This is a genomic window from Streptomyces sp. CRCS-T-1, from assembly GCF_024442335.1.
GTDB lineage: Bacteria > Actinomycetota > Actinomycetes > Streptomycetales > Streptomycetaceae > Streptomyces > Streptomyces koelreuteriae.
Map to the genome: position 1 here is coordinate 8287479 of NZ_CP101651.1, position 23704 is coordinate 8311182.

18 protein-coding genes and 1 pseudogene are annotated in these 23704 nt (G+C 71.9%); 12 read left to right on the plus strand and 7 right to left on the minus strand.

Going from position 1 to position 23704, the window contains the following annotated elements:
* Positions 1-52 precede the first annotated feature (52 nt).
* Entirely contained in the window at positions 53-2479 is a 2427-nt protein-coding gene (locus NNW99_RS37470; protein WP_215123841.1) for a penicillin acylase family protein, read from the minus strand.
* Between the two features lie 155 nt (positions 2480-2634).
* Here NNW99_RS37470 and NNW99_RS37475 point away from each other — a divergent pair, with 155 nt between their 5' ends.
* The 3 genes and pseudogenes from NNW99_RS37475 to NNW99_RS37485 form a co-directional block, all read left to right on the plus strand.
* Positions 2635-4161 carry an acyl-CoA synthetase gene (locus NNW99_RS37475; RefSeq protein ID WP_215123843.1) on the plus strand — a complete coding sequence of 509 codons (1527 nt, stop codon included), beginning with the start codon at positions 2635-2637 and terminating at the stop codon, positions 4159-4161.
* Between the two features lie 52 nt (positions 4162-4213).
* On the plus strand, positions 4214-5065 hold the full coding sequence (locus tag NNW99_RS37480) for an alpha/beta fold hydrolase (RefSeq protein ID WP_215123845.1): 852 nt from the start codon (positions 4214-4216) through the stop codon (positions 5063-5065).
* A gap of 65 nt (positions 5066-5130) precedes the next feature.
* Positions 5131-5844, plus strand: a pseudogene (locus NNW99_RS37485) (alpha/beta fold hydrolase); the annotation flags it as partial.
* On the opposite strand, the gene NNW99_RS37490 reads toward NNW99_RS37485, so the two are convergent.
* A complete protein-coding gene (locus NNW99_RS37490) occupies positions 5816-7780 on the minus strand; it encodes a sulfatase (RefSeq protein WP_215123849.1) in 1965 nt (654 codons plus the stop codon). The pseudogene NNW99_RS37485 and the gene NNW99_RS37490 overlap by 29 nt on opposite strands.
* Positions 7781-7895: 115 nt before the next feature.
* Entirely contained in the window at positions 7896-9515 is a 1620-nt protein-coding gene (locus NNW99_RS37495) for an acyl-CoA synthetase (RefSeq protein ID WP_215123851.1), read from the minus strand.
* Positions 9516-9690: 175 nt separating this feature from the next.
* On the opposite strand from NNW99_RS37495, the gene NNW99_RS37500 reads away from it, so the two are divergent.
* The 8 genes from NNW99_RS37500 to NNW99_RS37535 all read left to right on the plus strand — a co-directional run bounded on the left by NNW99_RS37500 (position 9691) and on the right by NNW99_RS37535 (position 16316).
* Positions 9691-10491 (plus strand): crotonase/enoyl-CoA hydratase family protein, encoded by an 801-nt coding sequence (locus tag NNW99_RS37500; RefSeq protein ID WP_215123852.1) that lies wholly within the window; start codon positions 9691-9693, stop codon positions 10489-10491.
* A 44-nt stretch (positions 10492-10535) separates the two neighbouring features.
* Positions 10536-11477, plus strand: a complete 942-nt coding sequence (locus NNW99_RS37505) for a Zn-ribbon domain-containing OB-fold protein (RefSeq protein WP_215123853.1) — start codon at positions 10536-10538, stop codon at positions 11475-11477.
* The gene (locus NNW99_RS37510; RefSeq protein ID WP_215123854.1) at positions 11474-12538 is read left to right on the plus strand and encodes a thiolase domain-containing protein; all 1065 of its coding nucleotides are present in this window, start codon (positions 11474-11476) and stop codon (positions 12536-12538) included. Before NNW99_RS37505 ends, NNW99_RS37510 begins: the two co-directional genes overlap by 4 nt.
* On the plus strand, positions 12535-13701 hold the full coding sequence (locus tag NNW99_RS37515; protein WP_215123855.1) for a thiolase domain-containing protein: 1167 nt from the start codon (positions 12535-12537) through the stop codon (positions 13699-13701). Before NNW99_RS37510 ends, NNW99_RS37515 begins: the two co-directional genes overlap by 4 nt.
* Positions 13702-13807: 106 nt before the next feature.
* The gene (locus NNW99_RS37520; protein WP_215123856.1) at positions 13808-14050 is read left to right on the plus strand and encodes a DUF397 domain-containing protein; all 243 of its coding nucleotides are present in this window, start codon (positions 13808-13810) and stop codon (positions 14048-14050) included.
* A gap of 163 nt (positions 14051-14213) precedes the next feature.
* Complete coding sequence (locus NNW99_RS37525; RefSeq protein WP_215123857.1) at positions 14214-15107, plus strand: universal stress protein; 894 nt, start codon at positions 14214-14216, stop codon at positions 15105-15107.
* Positions 15108-15147: 40 nt separating this feature from the next.
* Positions 15148-15747, plus strand: coding sequence for an ABATE domain-containing protein (locus NNW99_RS37530; protein ID WP_215123858.1), 600 nt, complete (start codon positions 15148-15150; stop codon positions 15745-15747).
* A 71-nt stretch (positions 15748-15818) separates the two neighbouring features.
* Positions 15819-16316, plus strand: coding sequence for a hypothetical protein (locus NNW99_RS37535; protein ID WP_215123859.1), 498 nt, complete (start codon positions 15819-15821; stop codon positions 16314-16316).
* A 76-nt stretch (positions 16317-16392) separates the two neighbouring features.
* Here the strand turns inward: NNW99_RS37535 and NNW99_RS37540 are convergent, their stop codons facing one another.
* Positions 16393-17532, minus strand: a complete 1140-nt coding sequence (locus NNW99_RS37540) for an aminoglycoside phosphotransferase family protein (protein ID WP_215123860.1) — start codon at positions 17530-17532, stop codon at positions 16393-16395.
* 234 nt (positions 17533-17766) lie between these two features.
* Here NNW99_RS37540 and NNW99_RS37545 point away from each other — a divergent pair, with 234 nt between their 5' ends.
* The gene (locus NNW99_RS37545) at positions 17767-19260 is read left to right on the plus strand and encodes a hypothetical protein (RefSeq protein WP_215123862.1); all 1494 of its coding nucleotides are present in this window, start codon (positions 17767-17769) and stop codon (positions 19258-19260) included.
* A gap of 3 nt (positions 19261-19263) precedes the next feature.
* On the opposite strand, the gene NNW99_RS37550 is transcribed toward NNW99_RS37545, so the two are convergent.
* The 3 genes from NNW99_RS37550 to NNW99_RS37560 form a co-directional block, all read right to left on the minus strand.
* Entirely contained in the window at positions 19264-20676 is a 1413-nt protein-coding gene (locus NNW99_RS37550) for a PP2C family protein-serine/threonine phosphatase (protein WP_215123864.1), read from the minus strand.
* Positions 20677-20948: 272 nt separating this feature from the next.
* On the minus strand, positions 20949-22043 hold the full coding sequence (locus NNW99_RS37555) for a chemotaxis protein (RefSeq protein WP_215123865.1): 1095 nt from the start codon (positions 22041-22043) through the stop codon (positions 20949-20951).
* 77 nt (positions 22044-22120) lie between these two features.
* Positions 22121-23695 (minus strand): alpha/beta hydrolase, encoded by a 1575-nt coding sequence (locus NNW99_RS37560; RefSeq protein WP_215123867.1) that lies wholly within the window; start codon positions 23693-23695, stop codon positions 22121-22123.
* Positions 23696-23704: the final 9 nt, after the last annotated feature.

Consider the following 23704-nt stretch of genomic DNA (forward strand, 5'->3'; position numbering starts at 1 on the left):
GGACGAACAGCGGGGTGCCGCCCCACCGGGAACGGCACCCCACCCCGCACGGTCAGCGCCGCTCGTGCACCCGGACCACCTTCAGCTTCGGCGAGGACAGGATGTCCTTCTCGCAGAAGCGCGACGTCACCCACTTCTCACCGGAGAACAGCCGCGTCTGATCGGCGAGGTGCGGCGACTTCGCGTTCGACGACTGGGAGTACGTCAGCAGGGTGCGGGCCACCGGGCAGCGGCTGTCGTCCCAGCCCACCGCCTGGAGGTGGCTGGAGCCGAACGGCACCTCCGTGTAGCCACCGCCGGCCGCGTCCCACGTCGGCTGGATCACGTTCCACACACCGAGCTGCCCCGCACCGCCCGGCACCGGAAGGCGCTCGCCGTCGCGGACGACGAACTGGTGCGCGCCGAGCGGCGCGTCGAGCGCGATGTCCGCCGCCCGCAGCTCGGTCACCGTGTCGGCGAGGGCGGTGGCGAGGCCGGGAGCGTCCGTGTTCAGTGTGTTCGGGGTCCGTACCGGATCGGCCGCCGAGAACGGCACCTTCCACAACTGGCCCGGTGGCACCGCCTGCTCCAGCCTCCGCCAGAACCGGTCGAAGAGCAGCGCGCCCCGGCTCCGGGTGTCCATGGTGCGGTCCCACGCCTTCAGCACCCCACAGGCCTCCGACACGTCGACGGAGGTGCCGTCGCTGCCCGTCGCCCTGCCGCCGGGCAGCGCGGCGCACGCCCGTGCCACGTCCCCGGCGGCGAGATCGCCCGCGGGCACCCGGTTGGCGAACTGCTGCCGTTGCAGGTCGCGTACGGTCAGCCGGCCCTGGTCCGCCATCGCCGCCACGTCCTCGATCCCGCCCCGGGTGCGCAGGCCGAGCTGTGTGCCCACCGTGCCGAAGACCCGCTCGTAGCCGGTGATCGGCCGGTCGGCGTTGGTCATCCACGCGGTGCCGTTGGAGTTCTCCACGTACGGCGCGTTCTCGAGCGTCGGCATCCTCGCCGGGCCGAAGATGCCCGGCGCCACGGCGTCGGGGTCGCGGCCGAGGGCGCAGTCGCCGCGCGAGCCGTCGAGGATCGCGACACCGGACGCCGGATACGTGGTCCTGCCGAGCTCCGTCGAGCAGCGCTCCGCCAGCCCGTCGGTGATCCGAGGGAGTACCTGGGACTGGGTGTAGAGGGAGTGTCCCGCCCGGTCGGCGGCGATCGTGTTCACCCATGGGATGCCCTGGTGCCGCGCAAGGGACGCGAGGACGTCGTCGGTGCTCTTCGCCTTGCCGAAACCGAGCGAGGCGTCGGCGAAGCGGAGGTTCGCGGCGTTCGGGTCATACAGGGCGTATGCCGTCGTGCCGGTCCACGGCAGCGGGACCTGGCCGCTGAGCGAGGTGACGACCGGGCCGTAGCGGGTCCACCACTGGGTGCGGGTCACCGGCGCGCCGTCCTTCACCGCGACCGTCACGGTCCGCTTCCTCATGCGCTCCGGCTCGCCGTCCACGAGGTACGTCGTGGGATCGGCCGGATCCAGGTCCAGCCGGTGGAAGTTGGCCGGAATGCCGGTGGAGACGGTGTGGCTCCACGCCACATGTGCGTTGAACCCGATGGAGATCCCGGGGGTGCCGAGCAGGGAGCCGCCGGAGACGTTCAGCTCGCCGGGGATCGTCTGCTGCGACTGCCAGAACCGGCGCCCGCCCTCCCAGGGGTAGTGCGGGTTGCCCAGCAGCAGACCGCGCCCGTTCGCCGTCGTGTCACCGCGGAAGGCGACCGCGTTGGAGCCCATGCCGGGGTCACCCCACAGCTCGTCCGCCGCCTTCGCCACGGCCTTGGCGTCCGGCTTGCGGACGGAGGGGCCGCTCGCGGCGGGCGTGGCCCCGGTAGGGGGCTTCGCGGTCGTGATCGTGTCGACGAAACGCCCCTCGCCGGCGATGGAGGCGATCGCGAGACCGCGGGCGGCCACATCGAGCTCGGTGACCGGGCGGACCCAGGAGGCACCCGCACAGGCGGGATCCGTGGTCCTGTTCTTCTTCAGCCAGGCGTTGTACCCGACCGCCCAGCCCCGCATCATGTCCCGCACCTCGCGGCTCGGCCCCACGGGAGCGGGCTGGGCGAGCGCCTTCTGCACGGTGCGGCTCTCCCGGACCCCGCGGAAGTACAGATCACTGGCGAGGTTGGTCCTCGCCCCGGAGAGGGCGCCGTCGGCGGCCGTGTCGGCACCGAAGTACCGGGAGCGCTCGCCCCGCAGGGTCACGAACCCGTCGGCGAGCGTGCAGACCTCGTCGGCGGCCTGCGCCCAGCCCGTGCCGAAGCCCAGGTCGGCGTAGTTCTTCGCGCGGATGTGCGGAATGCCGTACTCGGTGTAGCGGATGACGGCGGACAGGCCGCCACCGGAAGGGTGCTGCTCCGCACGCCCCTGGCCCGGGGCGGCGGCCGCGGGTAACGCGGACGCGGCGGTGAACAGGGCCGTGGCCCCGAGAACGAGGCGTCTCAGACGGCTGCGCATGGTGCCCTCCAACATCGTTGAGGGATAGGAGACTTGAGCGTACAAATGTTCTGCGTTCATACGTCAGTACCATCACACCGGACGCCTCTGGCGACGGCAGGGTTGAGCCGGCCGGTCCTTGACCTCCCCGGTCCGCCGACCGAGGATCACTTGTCATGACGACGCCCGGACACGGCAGCACGGTCGACGGAGTCCTACGACGTAGCGCCCGGCGCACACCGGCGCGCGTCGCGGTGGAGTACGGCGAACGCACCTGGACCTACGACGAACTCGACACCGCCGTCTCCCGCGCGGCGAGTGTCCTCCTCGACCAGGGCTTGTCCCCCGGGGACCGCGTCGGCGCCTACGGCCACAACTCCGACGCCTACCTGATCGCCTTCCTGGCCTGCGCCCGGGCCGGCCTGGTGCACGTACCCGTCAACCAGAACCTCATCGGCGACGACCTCGCCTACATCGTCGGCCAGTCCGGCAGCTCCCTGGTCCTCACCGACCCGGACCTCGCGGACCGGCTCCCCGACGGCGTACGGACACTGACCCTGCGCGACACCGACGGCTCACTGCTCGCGCGGCTGCCCGAGGCGCCCGCCCACGACGGCCCCGAGCCGCGCCCCGAGGATCTCGTGCAACTGCTGTACACCTCGGGCACGACCGCCCTGCCCAAGGGCGCGATGATGACGCACCGGGCCCTGGTGCACGAGTACCTGAGCGCCATCTCGGCCCTCGACCTCAGCGCCGGGGACCGCCCCGCGCACTCCCTGCCCCTGTACCACTCGGCGCAGATGCACGTCTTCCTGCTGCCCTACCTCGCCGTCGGCGCGACGAACCTCGTCCTCGACGCACCCGACGGCGACCGGCTCCTCGACCTGGTCGAAGCGGGCCGCGTGGACAGCCTGTTCGCCCCGCCCACCGTCTGGATCGCCCTGTCCAACCGCCCCGACTTCGCTACCCGCGACCTCAGCGGCCTGCGCAAGGCCTACTACGGGGCGTCGATCATGCCGGTCCCCGTGCTGGAACGGCTGAAGGAACGCCTCCCGAAGCTGGCCTTCTACAACTGCTTCGGCCAGAGCGAGATCGGCCCCCTCGCCACGGTCCTCGCCCCCGACGAGCACAAGGGCCGCATGGACTCCTGCGGCCGTACCGTGCTGTTCGTCGAGGCCCGGGTCGTCGACGAGGACGGCGAGGACGTACCCGACGGCAGCCCCGGCGAGATCGTCTACCGCTCCCCGCAACTGTGCGAGGGCTACTGGGACAAGCCCGAGGAGACCGCCGAGGCCTTCCGCGACGGCTGGTTCCGCTCCGGCGACCTCGCGATCCGCGACGCGCACGGCTACTTCACGATCGTCGACCGGGTGAAGGACGTCATCAACTCCGGCGGCGTCCTCGTCGCCTCCCGCCAGGTCGAGGACGTCCTGTACACCCACCCCCGGGTCGCCGAGACCGCCGTCGTCGGCCTCCCCGACGACCGCTGGATCGAGGCCGTCACGGCCGTCGTCGTCCCGCGCGGCGAGGTCACGGAGGCGGAACTGATCGACCACGTCCGCGAGACGCTGCCGCACTTCAAGGCGCCGAAGAGAGTGCTCTTCGTGGACGAACTCCCGCGCAACGCCAGCGGGAAGATCCTCAAGCGGGAGCTGAGGGACCGGTTCGGAGACGGCACAGGACCCACGGCGCCCCGAGGGTGACCTCGAAGAACCCCGTTGTGCGAAGGTCCTCCCGGACGCGAGGATCCACACCATGCCGATCTTTGAAGCCCCGGACGGAACCCGACTCGCCTGCCGTCTGCGCGGTGCGGGCGAGCCGCTGGTCGTGCTGCCCGGCGGACCGATGCGGGCGTCCTCCTACCTCGGCGACCTGGGCGGACTCGACGCCCACCGGCAGCTGGTCCTTCTCGATCTGCGCGGCACCGGGCGGTCCGAGGCACCGGCGGATCCCGCGACCTACCGCTGCGACCGGCTGGTCGACGACGTCGAGGCGTTGCGGTGCCACCTGGGCCTGGAGCGGATGGACGTGCTCGCGCACTCTGCGGGCGGGAGTCTCGCCATGCTCTACGCGGCCCGGTATCCGGACCGGCTGGGACGGCTGGCGCTGGTCACCGCCACCCCCTGGGCGCTGGGCTGGCCGGCGACCGCCGAGGACCGGCTGGCGGCGGCCCGGCTGCGGGCGCCGGAACCCTGGTTCGCGGAGGCTTTCCCGGCGTTCGAGGCCTGGCTGGCCGGTACCGGGGACTTCGACCCCGTGTTCCTCCCGTTCTTCTACGGACGCTGGGACGAGGCCGCGCGGGCCCACGCCGAGCGCGAAGAGGACGAGACCAACGACGAGGCGGGGGACCTCTACGGCGCGGACGGCGCCTACGACCCGACCGCGACCCGGAGCGCGCTCGCCCGCGTCACGGCCCCGGTGCTCGTCCTGGCCGGCGAGGCCGACGGCGGACCGCGTCCCGGCCTTGCCCGGTGGGTCGCCGAGGTCTTCCCGGCGGGCGAGTTCGCGGTGCAGCCGGGAGCGGGGCACTACCCGTGGCTGGACGACCCCGAGTGGTTCGTGCGACGCGTGGCCGCCTTCTTCTCCGGCTGCTCCGGACGGGAGTGAGGCCCCGTTCTGCCGTCGGCAGAGGCGGCCCGGCCTTCGGGGCATCCCTCGCTACCGTGCCCGGCATGGACACAGAACCGCGCACCGTACAGGCCAACGGCATCACCCTGGCCTACCGCGCCTGGGGACCCCGGGACGCACCGCCCGTCCTGCTCCTCCACGCCCGCGGAGCCGACGGCACCGACTGGTCCGAGATCGCCCCCGCACTGGCCGCAGGCCCCCGCCGGGTCTACGCCCCCGACCTTCGCGGGCACGGCCGCAGCGACCGGCCCGGCGACTACGCCTACGCGACCATGCGCGACGACGTCCACGCCTTCCTCGGCGCCCTCGGCATCACCCGCGCCGACGTCGTGGGCCACTCTCTCGGCGGCGCCGTCGCCTACCTGCTCGCCCAGCACAGCCCGCACCTCGTACGGCGCCTGGTGCTGGAGGACGTACCCGCGCCCTTCCCCCTGGACCCGCCGCGCCCGCTCGCCGAACGTCCAGGCGAGGACCTGCCGTACGACTGGGCGATGATCCTCGCCACCGACCGGCAGCGCAACGCGCCGGATCCTGTGTGGTGGGACCACATGGGGCGGATCACCATGCCCACGCTGTTGATCGGTGGCGGACCGACCAGCCCGATCCCTCAAGAGCAGATCGTCGCCCTGGCCGAACTGCTTCCCGATGCCCGGCGTCTCACCATCGACGCCGGGCATCTCGTGCACGAGGCGCGGCCCGAGGCGTTCCTCGCGGCCGTGGCGGAGTTCCTCAGCCCTGCGGACCGTACGCCGTCATGAAGCGGTCGCGGAACTTGTCCATGCCCCACCGGGGCGCGTTCTCCGCGGGCTTGAGACCGTCGGTCCAGCCCCAGTCGGCGACCCGGTCCAGGACCTTCTTGTCCTTGGCGACGATGGTGATCGGCACGTCCTTGCCGGTGTCCCCGGCGGTGACGGTCGGCACCGGCTGGTGGTCGCCCAGGAACACGAGGACCGTGTCCTCGTCGCCGTAGCGCTCGAGCCACTCGGTGAGGCTCCGGATCGAGTACTCGATGGCCTTCCGGTACTCGGTGCGCACCTTCTCCGGGTCCTTCCAGACCTCCGTGGGGTTGGTGCCCTCCTTCTTGATCTGGTGGAACACCGAGCCGTCGCCGAGCTTCTCCCAGTCGATCATCCGCGCGATGGGCGACCACGGGTTGTGACTGGAGGCCAGGATGATCTCCGCCATGATCGGCTGACGGTCCTTCTTGCCGTGCTCCAGACGCTGGAAGGCCTCCATGCTGAACTGGTCGGGCACGGGCGTCCAGCTGAAGTACGGGCCGTGATAGCCGAGGTGCTCGGAGTCGTAGATGTGGTCCAGGCCGAAGTACTTCCCCTCCGGCCACGCCCGGCGCACCCCGGGCACGACGCCGACGGTCCGCCAGGCCTTCGTCTTGCCGAAGTAGTTGGTCAGCGTCATCCGGTCACTGGTGGTCAGGTTGCGGTACCGCTGCTGGTTCTTGATCCACAGCCCGGACAGGAACGTCGAGTGGGCGAGCCAGCTGCCCGCGCCCGTGACCGGCGACTGCAGCCAGCCGCTGCGCGACTCGAAACCGGCCGCCTTCAGCGAGCTGGTGCCCTCCTTGAGCACCGAGTCCATCTGGGGTGCCATCGCCGGGTCGTCGATCGCGACTCGCCCGTAGCTCTCGATGAACGTGAACAGCACGTCCTTGCCGCGCAGCCCCGTGAGCAACTGATCGGGCGGCGTCTTCGCGAAGGCGTCCACGGCGGCCTGCTTCCGGAAGACCCGCGCGTCCGCCAGGCCCGCCTGCACCTGGTCCACCCGGTTGCCGATGAACTCGGCGTTGCCCTTGGTGGCGAACGGCACGCTGCCGATCTGCACGCCCAGCGTCATGGCCGTGATCCACGCCGTGCCGAGGATCAGCGTCGTACGGGCGGCGACGGAACGGTGGCCGACCATCAGGTTCGTCAGCCGCACCACGGCGAGCGTCGTGAGGACCAGCACCGCGACGAACAGGACGATCACACCGACCACGGCGAGCACCTGCCCGGAACGGCCGAAGGTCTCCCTCAGGAAGTCCGTCGCGTTCTCGATCAGTATCCAGTCCAGGACCAGATCGAAGGGCCGGGCCAGGATCTGGTAGAAGCCCATGTCGACGAATTTCAGGATGGTGAGCAGCCCGAGGAACGCACCCGAGACGACGGCCGTGACGCGCCGGGGCCGCGGCGGCAGCGCGAGCAGCAGGCCCGCGAGCAGCACACCCTCGGCGGGAATCCGCACGAACGACGCGAACTCGATCTTCTCCATCTGGTTGGGCACGAGGAGCGCGAAGAGCACGAGGGCCCCGGCGAGGACGGTCGTCCCGACGCTGACGCCGCGTGCGGTACGGGGGTAGCGCCGCCGCCAGCCGAACCAGCCGGCCTTTGCCGCGCCCGGTGCCTCGGAGTCGTCGCCTGCTTCTTGTGCGGCGGTACCGGCGTCCGGGGCGGTGGCGCCGGTGTCGTCGTCGGGGTCCGTCTTCGTCGCAGTGCCACCGTCCGGCTCCGTCGTGCCGGTGGCCGGTTCCACCGTGTCGGTGTCGCCGCTCGAATCCGCAGTGCCAGAGTCGGTGTCGGAATCCGCAGTGCCTTCGCCGTCGTTCGAGGCCGCCCCAGCCGTCCCACCGGCATCGTCATCCGGTTCCGCCGCGCCCCCGGCCGGGTCCGATTGCTGACGGGAGCGAGTGAAGAGCGACACCCGGAGGTCCTTCCGTGCGGTCTTGCTAGGCATGGCAAACAGAGCCCGGTGAGCCGGGCCTGCCACCACCAGTACGTCCGCACGTCACCTTAGGTTCAATCGACAGGCCGGAGAATCACCCGTCCGCCGCCACCGCCACCTCCCGCGCCCACCGGTAGTCCGCCTTGCCGCTCGGCGACCGCTGGACCGACTCCGTGATCACCAGCTGGCGCGGGATCTTGTAGCCGGCGAGCCGGTCACGGCAGTGCGCCCGGATGTCCTCCAGCGAGGGCCGCACCGCCCCCTCGCGCAGCTGCACCACGGCCGCCACATGGTGGCCCCACTGGGGGTCCGGCACCCCGGCCACCAGCGCGTCGTAGACGTCCGGATGGGACTTGAGGGCCTGCTCGACCTCCTCCGGGTACACCTTCTCGCCGCCGGTGTTGATGCACTGCGAGCCGCGCCCGAGGACGGTGACCACGCCCTCCTCGTCGACGGTGGCCATGTCACCGAGCAGCACCCATCGCTCGCCGCCCCGCTCGAAGAACGTCCCGGCGGTCTTGGCGGGGTCGTTGTAGTAGCCGAGCGGCACATGTCCGGACTGGGCGATACGCCCCACCTCACCGGCCGCCACGGGCTCGTACGTGGCCGGGTCCACGACCTGCGTACGGGCGTGGACCCGGATCCGAAAGCCCCGCTCGGGCCCCGAGTCCTCCGTCGCCGTGCCGTTGAAACCGGACTCCGACGAGCCGAAGTTGTTCAGCAGCATGGCGTTCGGCACCAGCTCCTGGAACTGCCGGCGCACCGTGTCCGACATGATCGCGCCGGACGACGACACGCTGAACAGCGAGGAGCGGTCGATGTGCCGCAGCGGACCGCCCAGCGCGTCGATCAGCGGCCGCAGCATCGCGTCACCCACCAGCGAGATGCTGCTGACCCTCTCCTTCTCCACGGCCCGCAGCACCTCCTCGGGCACGAACTTGCGGTGGATCACGACCCGCTGCCCGAAGTTGAACCCGATGAACGCAGTGAGGGTGGAGGTGCCGTGCATCAGCGGAGCCGTGGGGAAGAAGGTGATCCCGGACCCACCCGCCGCCACGCGCTCGGCCAGCTCCTCCGGCTTCTTCACCGGCTCACCGGTCGGGGCGCCCCCGCCGAGACCCGCGAAGAACAGATCCTCCTGCCGCCACATCACACCCTTGGGCATCCCGGTCGTACCGCCGGTGTAGATGATGAACTGATCGTCGGCAGATCGAGGCGCGAACCCGCGCTCAGGCGATCCCCCTGCCTCGGCATCCGCGAACTCCGTACACGGCAGCGAGGCGGCCCCCGGCACCGGCGCACCCACCCGCACCAGATGCCGCAGCTGCTCCGCCCGCGGTCGCGCCGCCGCCACCCGGTCCGTGAACTCCGCGTCGAAGGCCAGCGCCACCAGATCCGCGTCCCGGTAGAGGTACACCAACTCCTCTTCCACATAGCGGTAGTTGACGTTGACGGGGACGATCCGGGCCTTCAGGCAGCCGAGTACCGTCTGCAGATACTCCACCCCGTTGTAGAGGTGGAGGCCGAGGTGCTCACCGGGCCGTATCCCGCTGTCGAGCAGATGGTGGGCGACGCGGTTGGCCGCCGCGTCCAGCTCCGCGTACGTCAGACGGCGCTCCGCGCCCGTACCGGGATGGTCGGCGTACACCAGCGCCTCACGGCCGGGGACGACGTCGACGACCGACTCGAACAGGTCGGCAAGGTTGTACTCCACCGCTCCTCCTGACCCGGGACGTGCCTGGCATCGGACGGTTCGCCGGTCATCAGAGCAAAGGGCGGTCCAACTGTGAAGGGTCCGCGCGAAGAAAACTGACTATCTGTCAGAAAACCCTTGAAGTGCCCAGCGCCCTACTGCAACCTGTTCTCGTTCTTCGAGAGGGGAGTTGGCCATGGGTGGGACGGAACACCTCACCGTGCAGCGCGAAGGCGCCACACTGGTGCTCACGCTCAACAGGCCGGAGGCCAGGAACGCGCTCTCGCTGCCGATGCTCGTCGGCCTCTACGACGGCTGGCTCGAGGCCGACGCGGACGACTCGGTCCGCTCGGTCGTCTTCACCGGCGCGGGCGGCTCGTTCTGCTCGGGCATGGACCTCAAGGCCCTCGCCGGGAACGGCATGGCCGGCGAGGAGTACCGCGACCGGCTCAAGGCCGACCCCGACCTGCACTGGAAGGCGATGCTGCGCCATCACCGCCCCCGTAAACCGGTGATCGCCGCCGTCGAGGGGTACTGCGTCGCGGGCGGCACCGAGATGCTCCAGGGCACCGACATCCGCGTCGCCGGCGCATCGGCCACCTTCGGTCTGTTCGAGGTCAAGCGCGGCCTGTTCCCCATCGGCGGCTCCACGGTCCGGCTGCAACGCCAGATCCCGCGCACCCACGCCCTGGAGATGCTCCTCACCGGCCGCCCCTACAGCGCCCGTGAGGCCGCCGCCATCGGCCTGGTCGGACACGTCGTCCCCGACGGCACCGCACTCGCCAAGGCGCTGGAGATCGCCGAACAGATCAACTCCTGCGGCCCGCTGGCCGTCGAGGCCGTCAAGGCCTCCGTCTACGAGACCGCGGAGCTGACCGAATCCGACGGCCTCGCGGCCGAACTCACCCGGGGCTGGCCGGTGTTCGACACCGCCGACGCCAAGGAGGGCGCCCGCGCCTTCGCGGAGAAGCGACCGCCCGTCTACAAGCGCGCCTGACCGTCCCCTCCCGTCCGCGCGCCCGACCGAAGGAGCCCCGTGGCATGCCCGAAGTCCTCAAAGCCCCCCTCGTCGTCGAGTTCCCCTTCACCCGCTCCCTCGGCCCCGTCCAGAGCGCCTTCCTGACCGGCCTGCGCGAACGCGTCGTCCTCGGGGTGCGGGCGAGTGACGGCCGTGTCCTCGTCCCGCCCGTCGAGTACGACCCCGTCACCGCCGAGGAGATCCGCGACCTCGTCGAGATCGCCCCCACCGGCACCGTCACCACCTGGGCCTGGAACCACGCCCCCCGCCGGGGCCAGCCCCTGACCACCCCCTTCGCCTGGGCCCTGGTCCGCCTCGACGGCGCCGACACCGCCCTTCTGCACGCCCTCGACGCCCCCGGCCCCGATGCCGTGCGCACGGGCATGCGCGTCCGCGTCCGCTGGGCCGAGGAACGCACCGGAGCCATCACCGACATCGCCTGCTTCGAGCCGTACGACGGCGAGGCCCCGCGACTCACCGGCGCCACCGGCGAGTTCGAGGACCCGGTCACCGGCATCGTCGCCGCCGCCCGCCTCGACTACACCTACTCGCCCGGCCGCGCCCAGACCGCCTACATCGACGCCCTCGGCGGCCGACGCACCGTCGGCGAGCGCTGCCCGTCCTGCCGGAAGGTCTACGTCCCGCCGAGGGGTGCGTGCCCCACCTGCGGGGTCGCCACGGACGAACAAGTCGAGGTCGGGCCGCGCGGCACGGTCACCACGTTCTGCATCGTCAACATCAAGGCGAAGAACCTCGACATCGAGGTGCCCTACGTCTACGCCCACATCGCCCTCGACGGCGCCGGCCTCGCCCTGCACGGCCGGATCGGCGGCATCCCCTACGACGAGGTCCGCATGGGGCTGCGGGTCGAACCCGTGTGGACGGAAGGCGCCCGCTACCCCGACCACTACCGGCCGACGGGTGAGCCCGACGCGGACTACGACACCTACAAGGAGCTGCTGTGACGAGCGCACCGCGGGACCGCGAGATCGCCGTCGTCGCCTTCGCCCAGACCGCCCACCGGCGCACCAGCGAGGAGCTCTCCGAGGTGGAGATGCTGATGCCGGTGCTGCACGAGGTCCTCGACCGGACCGGCCTGAAGACCGCCGACATCGACTTCACCTGCTCCGGCTCCAGCGACTACCTCGCCGGCCGGGCCTTCTCCTTCACCCTCGCCCTCGACGGCGTCGGCGCCTGGCCGCCGATCTCCGAGTCCCATGTCGAGATGGACGGCGCCTGGGCCCTGTACGAGGCCTGGACCAAACTCCTCACCGGCGACGCCGACACCGCCCTGGTCTACTCGTACGGCAAGTCCTCGCCCGGCCCGGTCCGCGACGTGCTGACCCGCCAGCTCGACCCGTACTACGTGGCACCCCTGTGGCCCGACTCCGTGGCGCTCGCCGCGCTCCAGGCACAGGCCCTCATCGACGCCGGCGACACCGACGAGCCCGCCCTCGCTGCCGTCGCCACCCGCAACCGGGAGGCGGCCTCCGCCAACCCGCACGCCCAGCTCAAAGGGGCCGTGGCACAGGGCGACTACCTCGTACGCCCCTTGCGCACCGGCGACTGCCCGCCCATCGGCGATGGTGCCGCCGCCGTGATCCTCGCGGCCGGAGACCGGGCCCGTGAACTGTGCGCACGCCCCGCCTGGATCCGGGGCATCGACCACCGCATCGAGGCACACGGCCTCGGCGTGCGCGACCTGACCGACTCGCCCTCCACCCGGCTGGCCGCCGAGCGGGCCGGGGCCTTCGAGCGGCCCGTCGACACCGCCGAGCTGCACGCGCCCTTCACCGCGCAGGAGATCGTCCTGCGCAAGGCCCTCCGGCTCGACGACGGCGTGCACGTCAACCCCTCCGGCGGAGCCCTCGCCGCCAATCCGATCATGGCCGCCGGTCTCATCCGCCTCGGAGAGGCCGCCGCCCGCATCCACCGCGGCGAGTCCGACCGCGCCCTCGCCCACGCCACGTCCGGCCCCTGCCTGCAGCAGAACCTGGTCGCCGTACTCGAAGGGGAGCCCCGATGAGCAAGGAGCCCGTGGCCGTCGTCGGCATCGGCCAGACCAAGCACGTCGCGGCGCGCCGGGACATGTCGATCGCTGGACTGGTCCGGGAGGCGGCACGACACGCCCTCGACGACGCCGAGCTGACCTGGGCCGACATCGACGCCGTCGTGATCGGCAAGGCGCCCGACTTCTTCGAGGGCGTCATGATGCCGGAGCTCTACCTCGCCGACGCGCTCGGAGCCGTGGGAAAGCCGATGCTCCGGGTGCACACCGCGGGCTCGGTCGGGGGATCCACCGCGCTCGTCGCCGCCAACCTCGTCGCGGCCCGCGTCCACGGCACCGTCCTCACCCTCGCCTTCGAAAAACAGTCCGAGTCGAACGCCATGTGGGGCCTGTCCCTGCCGATCCCCTTCCAGCAGCCCCTGCTGGCCGGGGCCGGCGGCTTCTTCGCCCCGCACATCCGCGCCTACATGCGACGCAGCGGCGCACCCGAGTCGATCGGCGCCCTGGTCGCCTACAAGGACCGGCGCAACGCGCTCAAGAACCCCTATGCCCACCTGCACGAACACGACATCACCCTGGACAAGGTGACGGCCTCGCCCATGCTGTGGGACCCGATCCGCTACTCCGAGACCTGCCCCTCCTCCGACGGCGCCTGCGCCATGATCCTCACCGACCGCGCCGGAGCCGCCCGGGCACCACGACCGCCCGCCTGGATGCTCGGCGGCGCGATGCGCAGCGAACCCACCCTCTTCGCCGGCAAGGACTTCGTCTCACCCCAGGCCGGGCAGGACTGCGCGGCCGACGTCTACCGGCAGGCCGGGATCACCGACCCCCGCCGGGAGATCGACGGCGCCGAGATCTACGTGCCCTTCTCCTGGTACGAGCCGATGTGGCTGGAGAACCTCGGCTTCGCCGGCGAGGGCGAGGGCTGGAAGCTCACCGAGGCGGGCGTGACCGAACTGGACGGTGACCTGCCCGTCAACATGTCGGGCGGCGTCCTGTCCACCAACCCCATCGGCGCCTCCGGCATGATCCGCTTCGCGGAGGCGGCCCTCCAGGTGCGCGGACAGGCCGGGGAACACCAGGTGGACGGCGCCCGCAGGGTCCTCGGACACGCCTACGGCGGGGGATCGCAGTTCTTCTCGATGTGGCTCGTGGGAGCACGGCCCCCCGAGTCCTGAAACGACTCCCGGAACGACTCCTGAAAGGTCCCCCTCACGTGCCCTGTTGGCCGTGGGACACGATCGCTAGGCTGGCCGCGGACGACGAATCGGGAGGAGCACGGACGTGGCCGAGACCACCACCCAGCAGCGCCCGCTCATGGGCTGGGACAAGCCGGAGCTGGACCTCACCAACGCCGACTGGCAGTCCAGCAGCCGTGGCGTGGGGGATGTCCAGATCGCCTTCGTGGAGGGCTTCATCGCCATGCGGAACAGTGGCCGCCCGGAAAGCCCTTCCCTGATCTTCACGCCCGACGAGTGGGGCGCGTTCGTGTCGGGAGCGCGGGAAGGGGAGTTCGACCTCACGTGACGCGGGCCGGGTGAATGGTCCCGGACGGCCGTGATCCGACGGCCGATCCGGGGGTGTTGCGCCCGCATTTCCGGACACGCGACCCGAGACATCCTCCCGGGGCCGGCGCCTGAGCCAGGCTGGCCCCCGGAAGGGACGGTCGTATCCCGGAGGTGAGGTATCCGTGAGCACCCTGCCGGTCATCGCGGCGGTCGACGGTTCGGACGACAGCCTGCGTGCCCTGGAGTGGGCCATCGACGCCGCCCGCCGGCGTTCGGCGCCCCTGCGCGTGGTCCATGTACGCCAGTACGCCCACTGGGCACAGCCCGAGGTCCTCGCCGCGGGGCCCGCGGACCCACGGAACGACCCCGTCCTCGACCGGGTCCGCACCCGCCTGGAAGCACGCTCCGACCAGCCGGACACCGAGTACCTCGCCCTGGAGGGCGCGGTCGGCGCCGTCCTGCCCGAACTGGGCGCTTCCGCCCAACTGCTGGTGCTGGGCTCCCGGGGCCGCGGCGGCTTCGCCAGCCTGCTGCTCGGCTCCAACGGCATGGCCGCAGCCCGTGACGCCGAGTGCCCCGTCGTCGTGGTGCCCCGGACCGGAGGCGATGTCCGGGACGACGGCCCCGTCCGGCGGGTCGTGGTCGGCCTCAAGGTGGACGGCCCCGACGAGGCCACACTCGAGTTCGCCTTCGCCGAGGCCGCCCGGCGCGGGGCACGGCTCCAGGCGGTCGCCGCCTACCCGTGGCCCGCGCAGCCCTGGATGATGCCCGGCGAGATGCCCCCGCCGGTCGTCGACCAGGACGTCATCGAGGACGAGGCCCGGGTCCTCGCCGAGGGCTTCCTCGCCCCCTACCGCGAACGGCACCCCGACGTCCGGGCCGAGCCGCTCGCCGCGGCGGGCGACGCGGCCGGACACCTCGTGACGGCCTCCCAGGACGCCGACCTCGTCGTCGTGGGCCGGCACCGGCGGCACCTGCTGGCGCCGGCTCGCATGATGGGCTCGGTCACCCACGCCGTCCTGCTGCACGCCGTGAGCCCCGTCGCGGTGGTCCCGCCGACGCCGCACCAGGACTGACCTCGTTGTAATGGATACCGGCGGGCCTATCATTAGCCCCATGCGGGAACCGATCAGCAGGGACGCCCGGCTCGCCCTGGACCTGGCCCTCACCGTCCGGCACGACGGCGAGGGCGGCGTGGCCGACGATCTGACCGACCCGGCGGGCCTCACCGCCTGGGTCCGGGCACACGCCGAGGTCCTGCCGGACACCGAGGGGTTCACCGCCGACGCCGCGCGGCTCACCGAGGTCCGAGAGCTGCGCGCCGCCGCCCGCGCGCTCTTCGCACGCGCCGTGCGCCCCGGCGAGCCCAGCCCCGCGGACGCGACCCGCCTCCTGCCCGAGGGCGAGGCCGTACGGCGCCTCAACGAGGCGGCCGCCCGCACCCCCACCGTGCCGGTCCTGCACTGGCCCCAGTCGGCCGCCCCCGTCGTCCGCAGGCGGCCCGTGCACGGCGCCGGCGATCTGACGGCGACCCTCGCGCACGCCGTGATCGCGTTCCTCGCGAGCCCCGACCGCGACCGGCTGCGAGCCTGCCACGCACCGCGCTGTGTGCGGTACTTCCTCAAGGAGCACCCACGCCAGGAGTGGTGCAAACCGTCCTGCGGCAACCGCGCCCGGGTCGCCCGCCACCACCAACGGCACCGGGCGACGACTTGAGGCCTGTCGCGGGCCGACCGGGCCGCCGCCCGCCCCACACTTCGCAGGCCGGGACACGTACCATTGGCGACATGTCGTTCCTCCGCCGCCGCAGCGCCACTCCCGCCGGGCCTGACTTCGACGTACTGGCCATGGACCCGGGCGACTGGCCCGGCAACCTCGGTGCGGGACTGCTTCCCGCGCCCGACGGCACCTGCCAGGGCGTCTTCCTGCGCTACGACCTGTTCGGCGGCCGCGGCCCCGCGATGATCATCGGCAATCTGCCCGAGGGCTCCCCGGCGCGCGAGGTCCCCGAGGGGGAGGTCCCCTTCGAGGTGGCCCAGCTGCTTCTGGCGCTGGAGAACGACGAGGAGGTCACCGTCGTCAGCACCGAGGACGTGCCGGTGATGCAGGGCGACAACCTTCTGATCGTGCGCCGTGTCAAGCTCTCCGAGGGCCGGATCTCCTGCGTCCAGTTCGACCGCAGCGACAACGTCCTGGTGACCATCGCCGCCTGGGACCGCCCCATCACGGACGACCTGTACGCCCTCCTCAAACCCCTGCCCGCGGAGCTGTTCCAGCAGGGCTGACCGCCCGGCGGTACGCCACACACACGAAAGGGCCGCTGTACGCCTGACCAGGCGCACAGCGGCCGCTTCGTCCCCGTCAGCGAGTGCCGACCGCCGCGCGCACGGCCCGCCGGGCCAGCTGGCAGTCGTCGTGCAGCCGCCGCAGCAGCAGCCTCTGCTCCTCGCCGGACGGCGCAGCACCAGGATGGGCCGAGCCCGGTGCCGCCGGGGCCGCGTCGTGCATCGAACGCTGCACGGCCGTCTCGTACGTACGAATCTCACGGGTCAGCACCAGCATCAGGTTCACCAGGAAGGCGTCCCTGGACGCCGGGCCCGCCGACTGGGCGATCTGGCTGATCTGGCGACGGGCCACCGGTGCGTCCCCGAGTACCGACCACAGCGTCGCCAGGTCGTAGCCCGGCAGGTACCAGCCCGCGTGCTCCCAGTCCACCAGCACTGGACCGGCTGGTGACAGGAGGATGTTCGACAGCAGTGCGTCGCCGTGGCAGAACTGGCCCATTCCCTGCCGCCCGGCCGCCTGCGCGATGCCGTGCAGCAGCTTCTGCAGATCACCCAGGTCCCGGTCGGTGAGCAGGCCCAGCTCGTGGTACCTCGAGATCCTTGCCGCGTAGTCGAGCGGGGCGTCGAACGTCCCCGCCGGCGGACGCCAGGCGTTCAGCCGGCAGATCGCGCCCAGCGCGGCTCTGATGTCCGCCCGCGGCGGCGCCTCGGCCGGGTGCCGCTGGAGCGCCGCCACCCGCCCGGGCATCCGCTCGATGACCAGTGTGCAGTTGTCCGGATCCGCCGCGATCAGTCTCGGCACCCGCACGGGAGGGCGATGCCGGACGAACGAGCGGTACGCCGCTATCTCGTGGTGGATCCGCTCGGACCAGGCCGGGGAGTGGTCCAGTAAACACTTGGCGACGGCCGTGTTCCGACCGGTCGTACCGACCAGGAGCACGGACCGGCCGTTGCGGCGCAGCACCTGCACCGGGGCGAACTCCGGGCAGATGCGGTGCACCGAGGCGATGGCGGTGCGCAGCTGCGCGCCTTGGGGGCCGGACAAGTCGAGTCTTCCGCTGAGCGGTTGGGCTCCGAGGACCGCGCCGCGCCGCGCCCTGCCCGCACCGAGCACGGGGGCCGCCGGCCGCGCGGGGGCGAGGTAGGGGCCGCTGTCCGTGGGACGTGGGTGCAGCGACCGGGGCGGTGCGGACACGGAGGACGATGCTGCGTACATGGGCGAGACAGATCCCTTCGTGTGCCTGCGACGACTGCGCCCCACCCGGCCCGGACCCCCGGGAGCATCCTGGGGAATGTCCCTGCGGCGACCGGGTCGGGGTGACGCGTTCCTACCTGACACCGGATGCCCGGTGGCACACCATCTGGCGAACCCTGGCGAACCCTGGCGAATAGTCGCCCGGCAAGTCTCCCCGGGCTACTGTCAACTCAGCCGAGTACCTGGGGGCTTGATGTGAGCGGACAACCCAACACCCGTCTCTCGGACCTGTTCGGCCTGGCCGGCTGGTCGAAGGGCGAACTCGCGAGGCTGGTCAACCGGCAGGCGGCGGCCATGGGCCACCCCCAGCTCTCGACCGACACCTCCCGGGTGCGGCGTTGGATCGACACGGGAGAGATCCCGCGCGATCCGGTGCCGAGGGTGCTGGCGGTTCTGTTCACCGAGCGTCTCGGCCGTGTCGTGACCATCGAGGACCTCGGTCTGGTCCGGCACGGGCGTGCGGGGAAACGGCAGGGCGGCGGGAGCGCGGAGCCTCCCGACGGTGTGCCGTGGGCGCCCGAGCGGACAGCCGCGGTCCTCACCGAATTCACGGGAATGGACCTCATGCTCAACCGACGCGGCTTGGTGGGCGCGGGCGCCGCGCTCGCCGCGGGATCCGCACTCAGCAGCGCCATGTACGACTGGCTGCACACCGACCCTGCCCTGGCTGTCGACGCTCCCGACCTCGACCGTCCCCTGCACGCCGACCCCGCCGGGTTCGACCGTTACGAGGCCGCCCCCATCGGGTCGCAGGAGATCGAGGAACTGGAGCGCTCGGTCGAGGTGTTCCGCGCCTGGGACGCCGCCCGCGGCGGCGGGCTCCAGCGCAAAGCGGTGGTGGGCCAGCTCAACGAGGTGGGCGGCATGCTCGCCTACCGTCACCCACCCCATCTCCAGCGGCGCCTGTGGGGCGTCGCCGCCAACCTGGCCGTCCTCGCGGGCTGGATGTCGCACGACGTCGGTCTGGAGCCCACGGCCCAGAAGTACTTCGTCATCGCCGCGCACGCGGCCCGGGAGGGCGGGGACCGGCCCCGCGCGGGCGAGGCGCTCTCCCGTGCGGCCCGCCAGATGGTCCATCTGGGCAAGCCGGACGAGGCCCTGGACCTGATGAGACTCGCCACGTCCGGCTCGGGCGACGACGTGCTGCCCCGCACCCGGGCGATGCTCTGCACCATCGAGGCCTGGGCGCAGGCCGCCATGGGCAAGGGCCAGGCGATGCGCCGCACGCTCGGGCAGGCGGAGGACCTGTTCGTCTCCGACAAGGCCGATGTGCCGCCGCCGGACTGGATGCAGACGTTCAAGGAGGAGGACCTCTACGGCATGCAGGCCCTGGCCTACCGCACGCTCGCCGAGTTCGAGCCGGGTGCGTCCGCGCATGCCCAGCACTACGCGGAGAAGGCACTGGCCCTGCGGGTCGACGGCCGGCAGCGCTCGAAGATCTTCGACTATCTGTCGATGGCGTCGGCCTGCTTCATCGCGGACGACCCCGAACAGGCGGACCGGTACGCGCGGTTGGCCCTGGTGTCGATGGGATCCAACTCCTCCCATCGCACCTGGGACCGGCTGCGTGAGATGTACCGGCTCACCGCCGAGTACTCCGGCTACCCGAGGATCCAGGAGCTGCGGGAGGAGATCAAGCTCGCCCTGCCGAAGACGAAGGGCGGGGGCGGCAACAGCGCGCGGGCCTGAGTCCTATGACGTGACCTTGGCGACGAGCACACAGGCGTTGTCCTCGCGTGCGCTCTCGCCGAACTCCTGGAGGACCGTCCGTATGCAGTCCTCCGCGGTGCGGTTCCCCGCCATGCGCGGGGCCAGGTCGAGGAGGAGGTTCACCGCCGCCGCTCCGGTGTGCCCGGGGACCAGTCCGTCGGTGTGCAGGAGCAGCAGGTCGCCCACCTCGAGGGTCTCTTCGGCCTGTCCGTAGACGGCGCCCGAGGTGGCGCCGAGCAGGACGCCGTCCGGTGTGTCCAGCACGCGCCCCGTCCCGTCGCGGAACAGCAGCGGGGCGGGGTGTCCGGCCTGCGCCCACACCAGGGTGCGGGTCCCGGGCCGGTAGCGGCAGCAGACGGCGCTGCCGAGGGCGGGTTGCACGGTGGCGTCGAGTAACTGGTTCAGCCAGGCCATGAGCTGTCCCGGTGGGGCGCCGGCCATCGCCATGCCGCGTACGGCGCCGAGCAGCATGGTCATGTTCGAGGTGACACCGACTCCGTGTCCGGTGAGGTCGCCGACGCTGAGGAGGGTTTCGCCGTCGGTCAGTTCGAGCGCGTCGTACCAGTCGCCGCCGATCGGCGTGTTCGTGGACGCCGGAAGGTGGTGGGCCGCGAGGTCGAGGGCCCCGGGGACCCGGTGCGGGAGCCGCAGGGAGCCGCGCCACGGCGGGAGCATGGCCTCCTGCAGCTCGACCGCGAGCCGGTGTTCGCTCCGCGCGGCAGGCCCTTGGTGGTGGAGCGAGTCACGGGTCTCGCTGACCACCCGCTGGCTGCGGCGCAGTTCGCTGACGTCCCGCAGCACGGCCCACATCGAGGCGGTGCTGCCGTCAGTGTCGAGCACCGGTTCGCCCATCATGTGCACGGTCCGGACGTCGCCGTCCCGGCGCGCGATGCGGAACTCGCCGTCGATGGGCCGGGCGTCGACGAGGCAGTTCGTGACCATCGCCGTCAGCTTCGGCCGGTCCTCGTCGAGGACCAGGGACGGCATCTCGTCGAGGGTGAGCGGCGGGGCCTCGGGGTCGCGGCCCAGGATCTGGTAGAGCTCCCCGGACCAACTGGCCTCGTCCGTCAGCAGGTTCCACTCGGCGCTGCCGACCCGGCTGAGCAGTGAGCCCCGCGGGGACGCGGCGGGTTCCAGGGGGGCCGCCGCGGGCGGCGGGCCGTCCCGGAGCTGGGCCAGGTGCTCGTCGAGGTCGTTGAGCTGGTGCAGGGCCAGGTCGCACAGGGCGCGCTGCCACCGACCGCGGGGGTGGTCCGGTCCGTCGTCCCCCTCGGCGTCGCGCCGCACCGCGTCCATGTCGCCCTTGAGCCGCCGCGTCTGCGATATGAGCGCCTCGACCGAGCCGCGTCCGGGCGGCTGGGCGGCTGGGCGGTCCGCGGAGAGGTGGGACGGCATGACGCACTCCGATGCGGGGGACGGTACGACCAAGGCGGACGGAGGGACCGTTACGACTGTCGCACAGCCCGCGACGCCCTGTAAGGGGTTTGGCAACACACGATACGGTGGTGCTTCTGGCATATGCCACAGTCTCACGGAGTTACTCCGAGGTAGGCGCGAGTCGTGTCGCCCGGATACCCAAGTCGCAGGCTGAACAGGGTACTTGACGACCCGTGAGTAGCGCCCCACCCCGTTCCCATGCGTGTTCGACGGCCCCGCGTTCGAGGCCTTCAGTACCGCAGCACCCCCGCGATGCCGTCCGCCTCACCGAGCGCGCCGTCCGGCACGAAGCGGACGTCGGCGCCCGTCTCCAGACACTGCTCGACGATCTCGTCCACGATGTCCTCGCGGGAGTCGAGGTCGCCGCTCTCGGTGAGGATCAGATGGTCCCCGGCGTCCCGAACGGTCACGCGGTAGTTCTCCTCGACGGCCAGCAGCCGGACGCGGCCGTCCCGGGCGCTCTGCCACAGCTCGTCGACGCCGGCGGCGAACTCCCGCCGCCCGCGGGCCGTTTCCAGGGCGCGGCTCACGGCGTCCGTGCTGCTGCGGGCCTCCGCCTCGAAGACCGGCCGCATGGCCTGCCACACCGCGTCGGGGGTCCCATGGGCGAGGCCGCCGTGCGGGACGTGCACCGCGCCCCTGGCGGTGGTGCCGGCCTCGTCGATCAGCGAGAGGGCGGCCGGCTCGCCGGTGACATACAGCCGTCGCGGATGGTCGCGCAGGACGGCCGTCATCGCGATGTCGGCCTCGCGCAGGAACTGGCGGGTGCGTTCCTCCCGGAAGGCGCTCGGTGTGTCGCCGATCCGCTGCAGCCGCTCCGGGTCGAAGTTCTCCACGCGCCTGGTCAGCGGGAAACCGCCGACGCGCGCCTCGACGACCCGGTCGGCGCCGCCCTTCCACAGCGTGGCGCGGTCCGCGGCGAGCGACAGCACCCAGAACGGCCGCCCGGCCGTCTGGGCGGAGACCAGGTTCCGGGTCAGGAAGGTGTCCGAGAGCACCACGCGTTCGGGCACCGACCGGGCCAGCGACCACACCTGGTGCTCACCGGGGGCCGCGAAGATCACCAGGCCGTCCTCGGCGTGCGCGAGGTCGACCTCGGACAGGGCCCGGTCGAGGTGCCGGGCGACCTCCGCCCGGCGTTCCCGGGTGACGGCGGGATCGACCTCCAGTTGCCTCTTGGCCTCGGCCACGACATTGCGCAGTCGGACCTGGTCCTGGGCGTTGTGGGGTTCGCGCCGATGTGTCGGCGTCAGCACGGAGACCGCGGGGTAGGGGCGCGGGCGCCGCAGCTCGGCAAGGGTCGCGGGACTCAGAACGTGCTCCATGACAGAACGATAGAGCCGATTCGCGATGGGGGCATTTGGGGCAATCGGTTCACCGGTTCGAGTGAGGGAGCGGCGGCTCACTCCGTGTCGTGGTCGGAGCCGCAGGAGCTGCCGTCCGGCGGGAGGGTGCCGTACAGCAGGAAGGCGTCGACCTTGCCGTGCACGCACTTGGAGGAGCCGTAGCCGGTGTGGCCCTCGCCCCGGTTGTCGAGCACCACGGCCGAGGAGCCGAGCCGCTCGGCCGTCTCCACCGTCCAGCGGTACGGCGTGGCCGGGTCGCCCCGGGTGCCGATGAGCAGCATCCGTGCCGAGTCGACGTCCTTGACCTCGTCGCGGATGAAATCGGTGCCCTTGGGGCGGCCGTAGCACAGCAGCACCTGGGTGAGCCGGTAGCGGCCGAAGACCGGTGACGCCTGCTCGTACCGGGCGCGCAGCCGGCCGAGGTCCTCGGTGACCTGCGCGGCGGCGGGGCGGTCGGGATCGTCCGCGCAATTGACCGCCATCAGCGCCGCCGGCAGGTTGTCCAGGGGCACGTCCTCCGGGTCGACGAGTCCGCGGTGCTCGCCCCGCAGCGGCGGGAGCGTGACACCTCCGGACGCGAAGGCCTCCAGGCCGCGCGTGTCGCCCTCTTCGAGCAGCTGGGCGACCGCCCGCTGCAGCGAGGGCCACAGCTCTCTGCTGTAGAGGCCCTGCCCGAGCGCGCCCGCGAAGTCCTGGCCGGAGAACGCCTCGCCGAAGTCCGTCGGCACCGGGTCCTCGTCCAGCGACTCGACCACCTTCACCACGTTCTCCCTGGCCGTGCGCGGATCCTGCCCGAACGGGCAGGCGATGTCCTCCGTGCACCAGGTCAGGAAGTTCTCCAGCGCGGTCTGCTGGCCCCGGGCGATCACCACACCCTGCTCGGACAGCGGCTCGGTCAGCGTGTCCACACCGTCCAGCGCCACCCTGCCGACCTTCTCGGGGAACCGGGCCGCGTACACCGCCCCGAGCCGGCTTCCGTAGGAGAAACCCAGGTAGTTGAGCTTGTCGTCGCCGAGCGCGTCGCGCATGACGTCCATGTCGCGGGCGGCGTTCACCGTGCCCATGTGGCGCAGGACGGGGCCCGAGTGCTCGGCGCACTCGGCCGCCGCGGCGCGCAGCTTCTCGAGCACGGCCCGCGGATCGGCGACCTCGGCGTTGCCGTCGGTCGCCTCCAGCGCGTCGGTGGTGGCGTTTCCGCAGCTCACCGGTGCCGAGCGGCCGACGCCGCGAGGGTCGAAGCCGACGACGTCGTGGCCGTTCGTCAGGCCCATGAAGTGTTTCCCGCCGAGGGCGAGTTGGGTCACGCCCGGGACGCCCGGGCCGCCGAAGTTCAGCAGCACCGAGCCCCGGGACTTGCCGGTGGCCCGGTAGCGGGCCAGGGCGAGGTCGAGAGTCCCCTTGTCGGGCTTGGCGTAGTCGAGGGGGACGGTGACCTTGCCGCACTGCAGGTCCTTGGGCATGTCCATGCCCTCGCAGGCCGACCACGTGACCTTCTGGTCGTAGAAGCGCGCCAGCCCGGGAGGGGCGTCGTCGGCCGCGGCCGGCAGGCCCGCGCCCAGCAGGGCCAGCCCGGCCACGCCGGTGACGGCGCAGCGCCGGATCGAGAGGTGCGTGGACAGCTTGGCCAGCATCGATGCCTC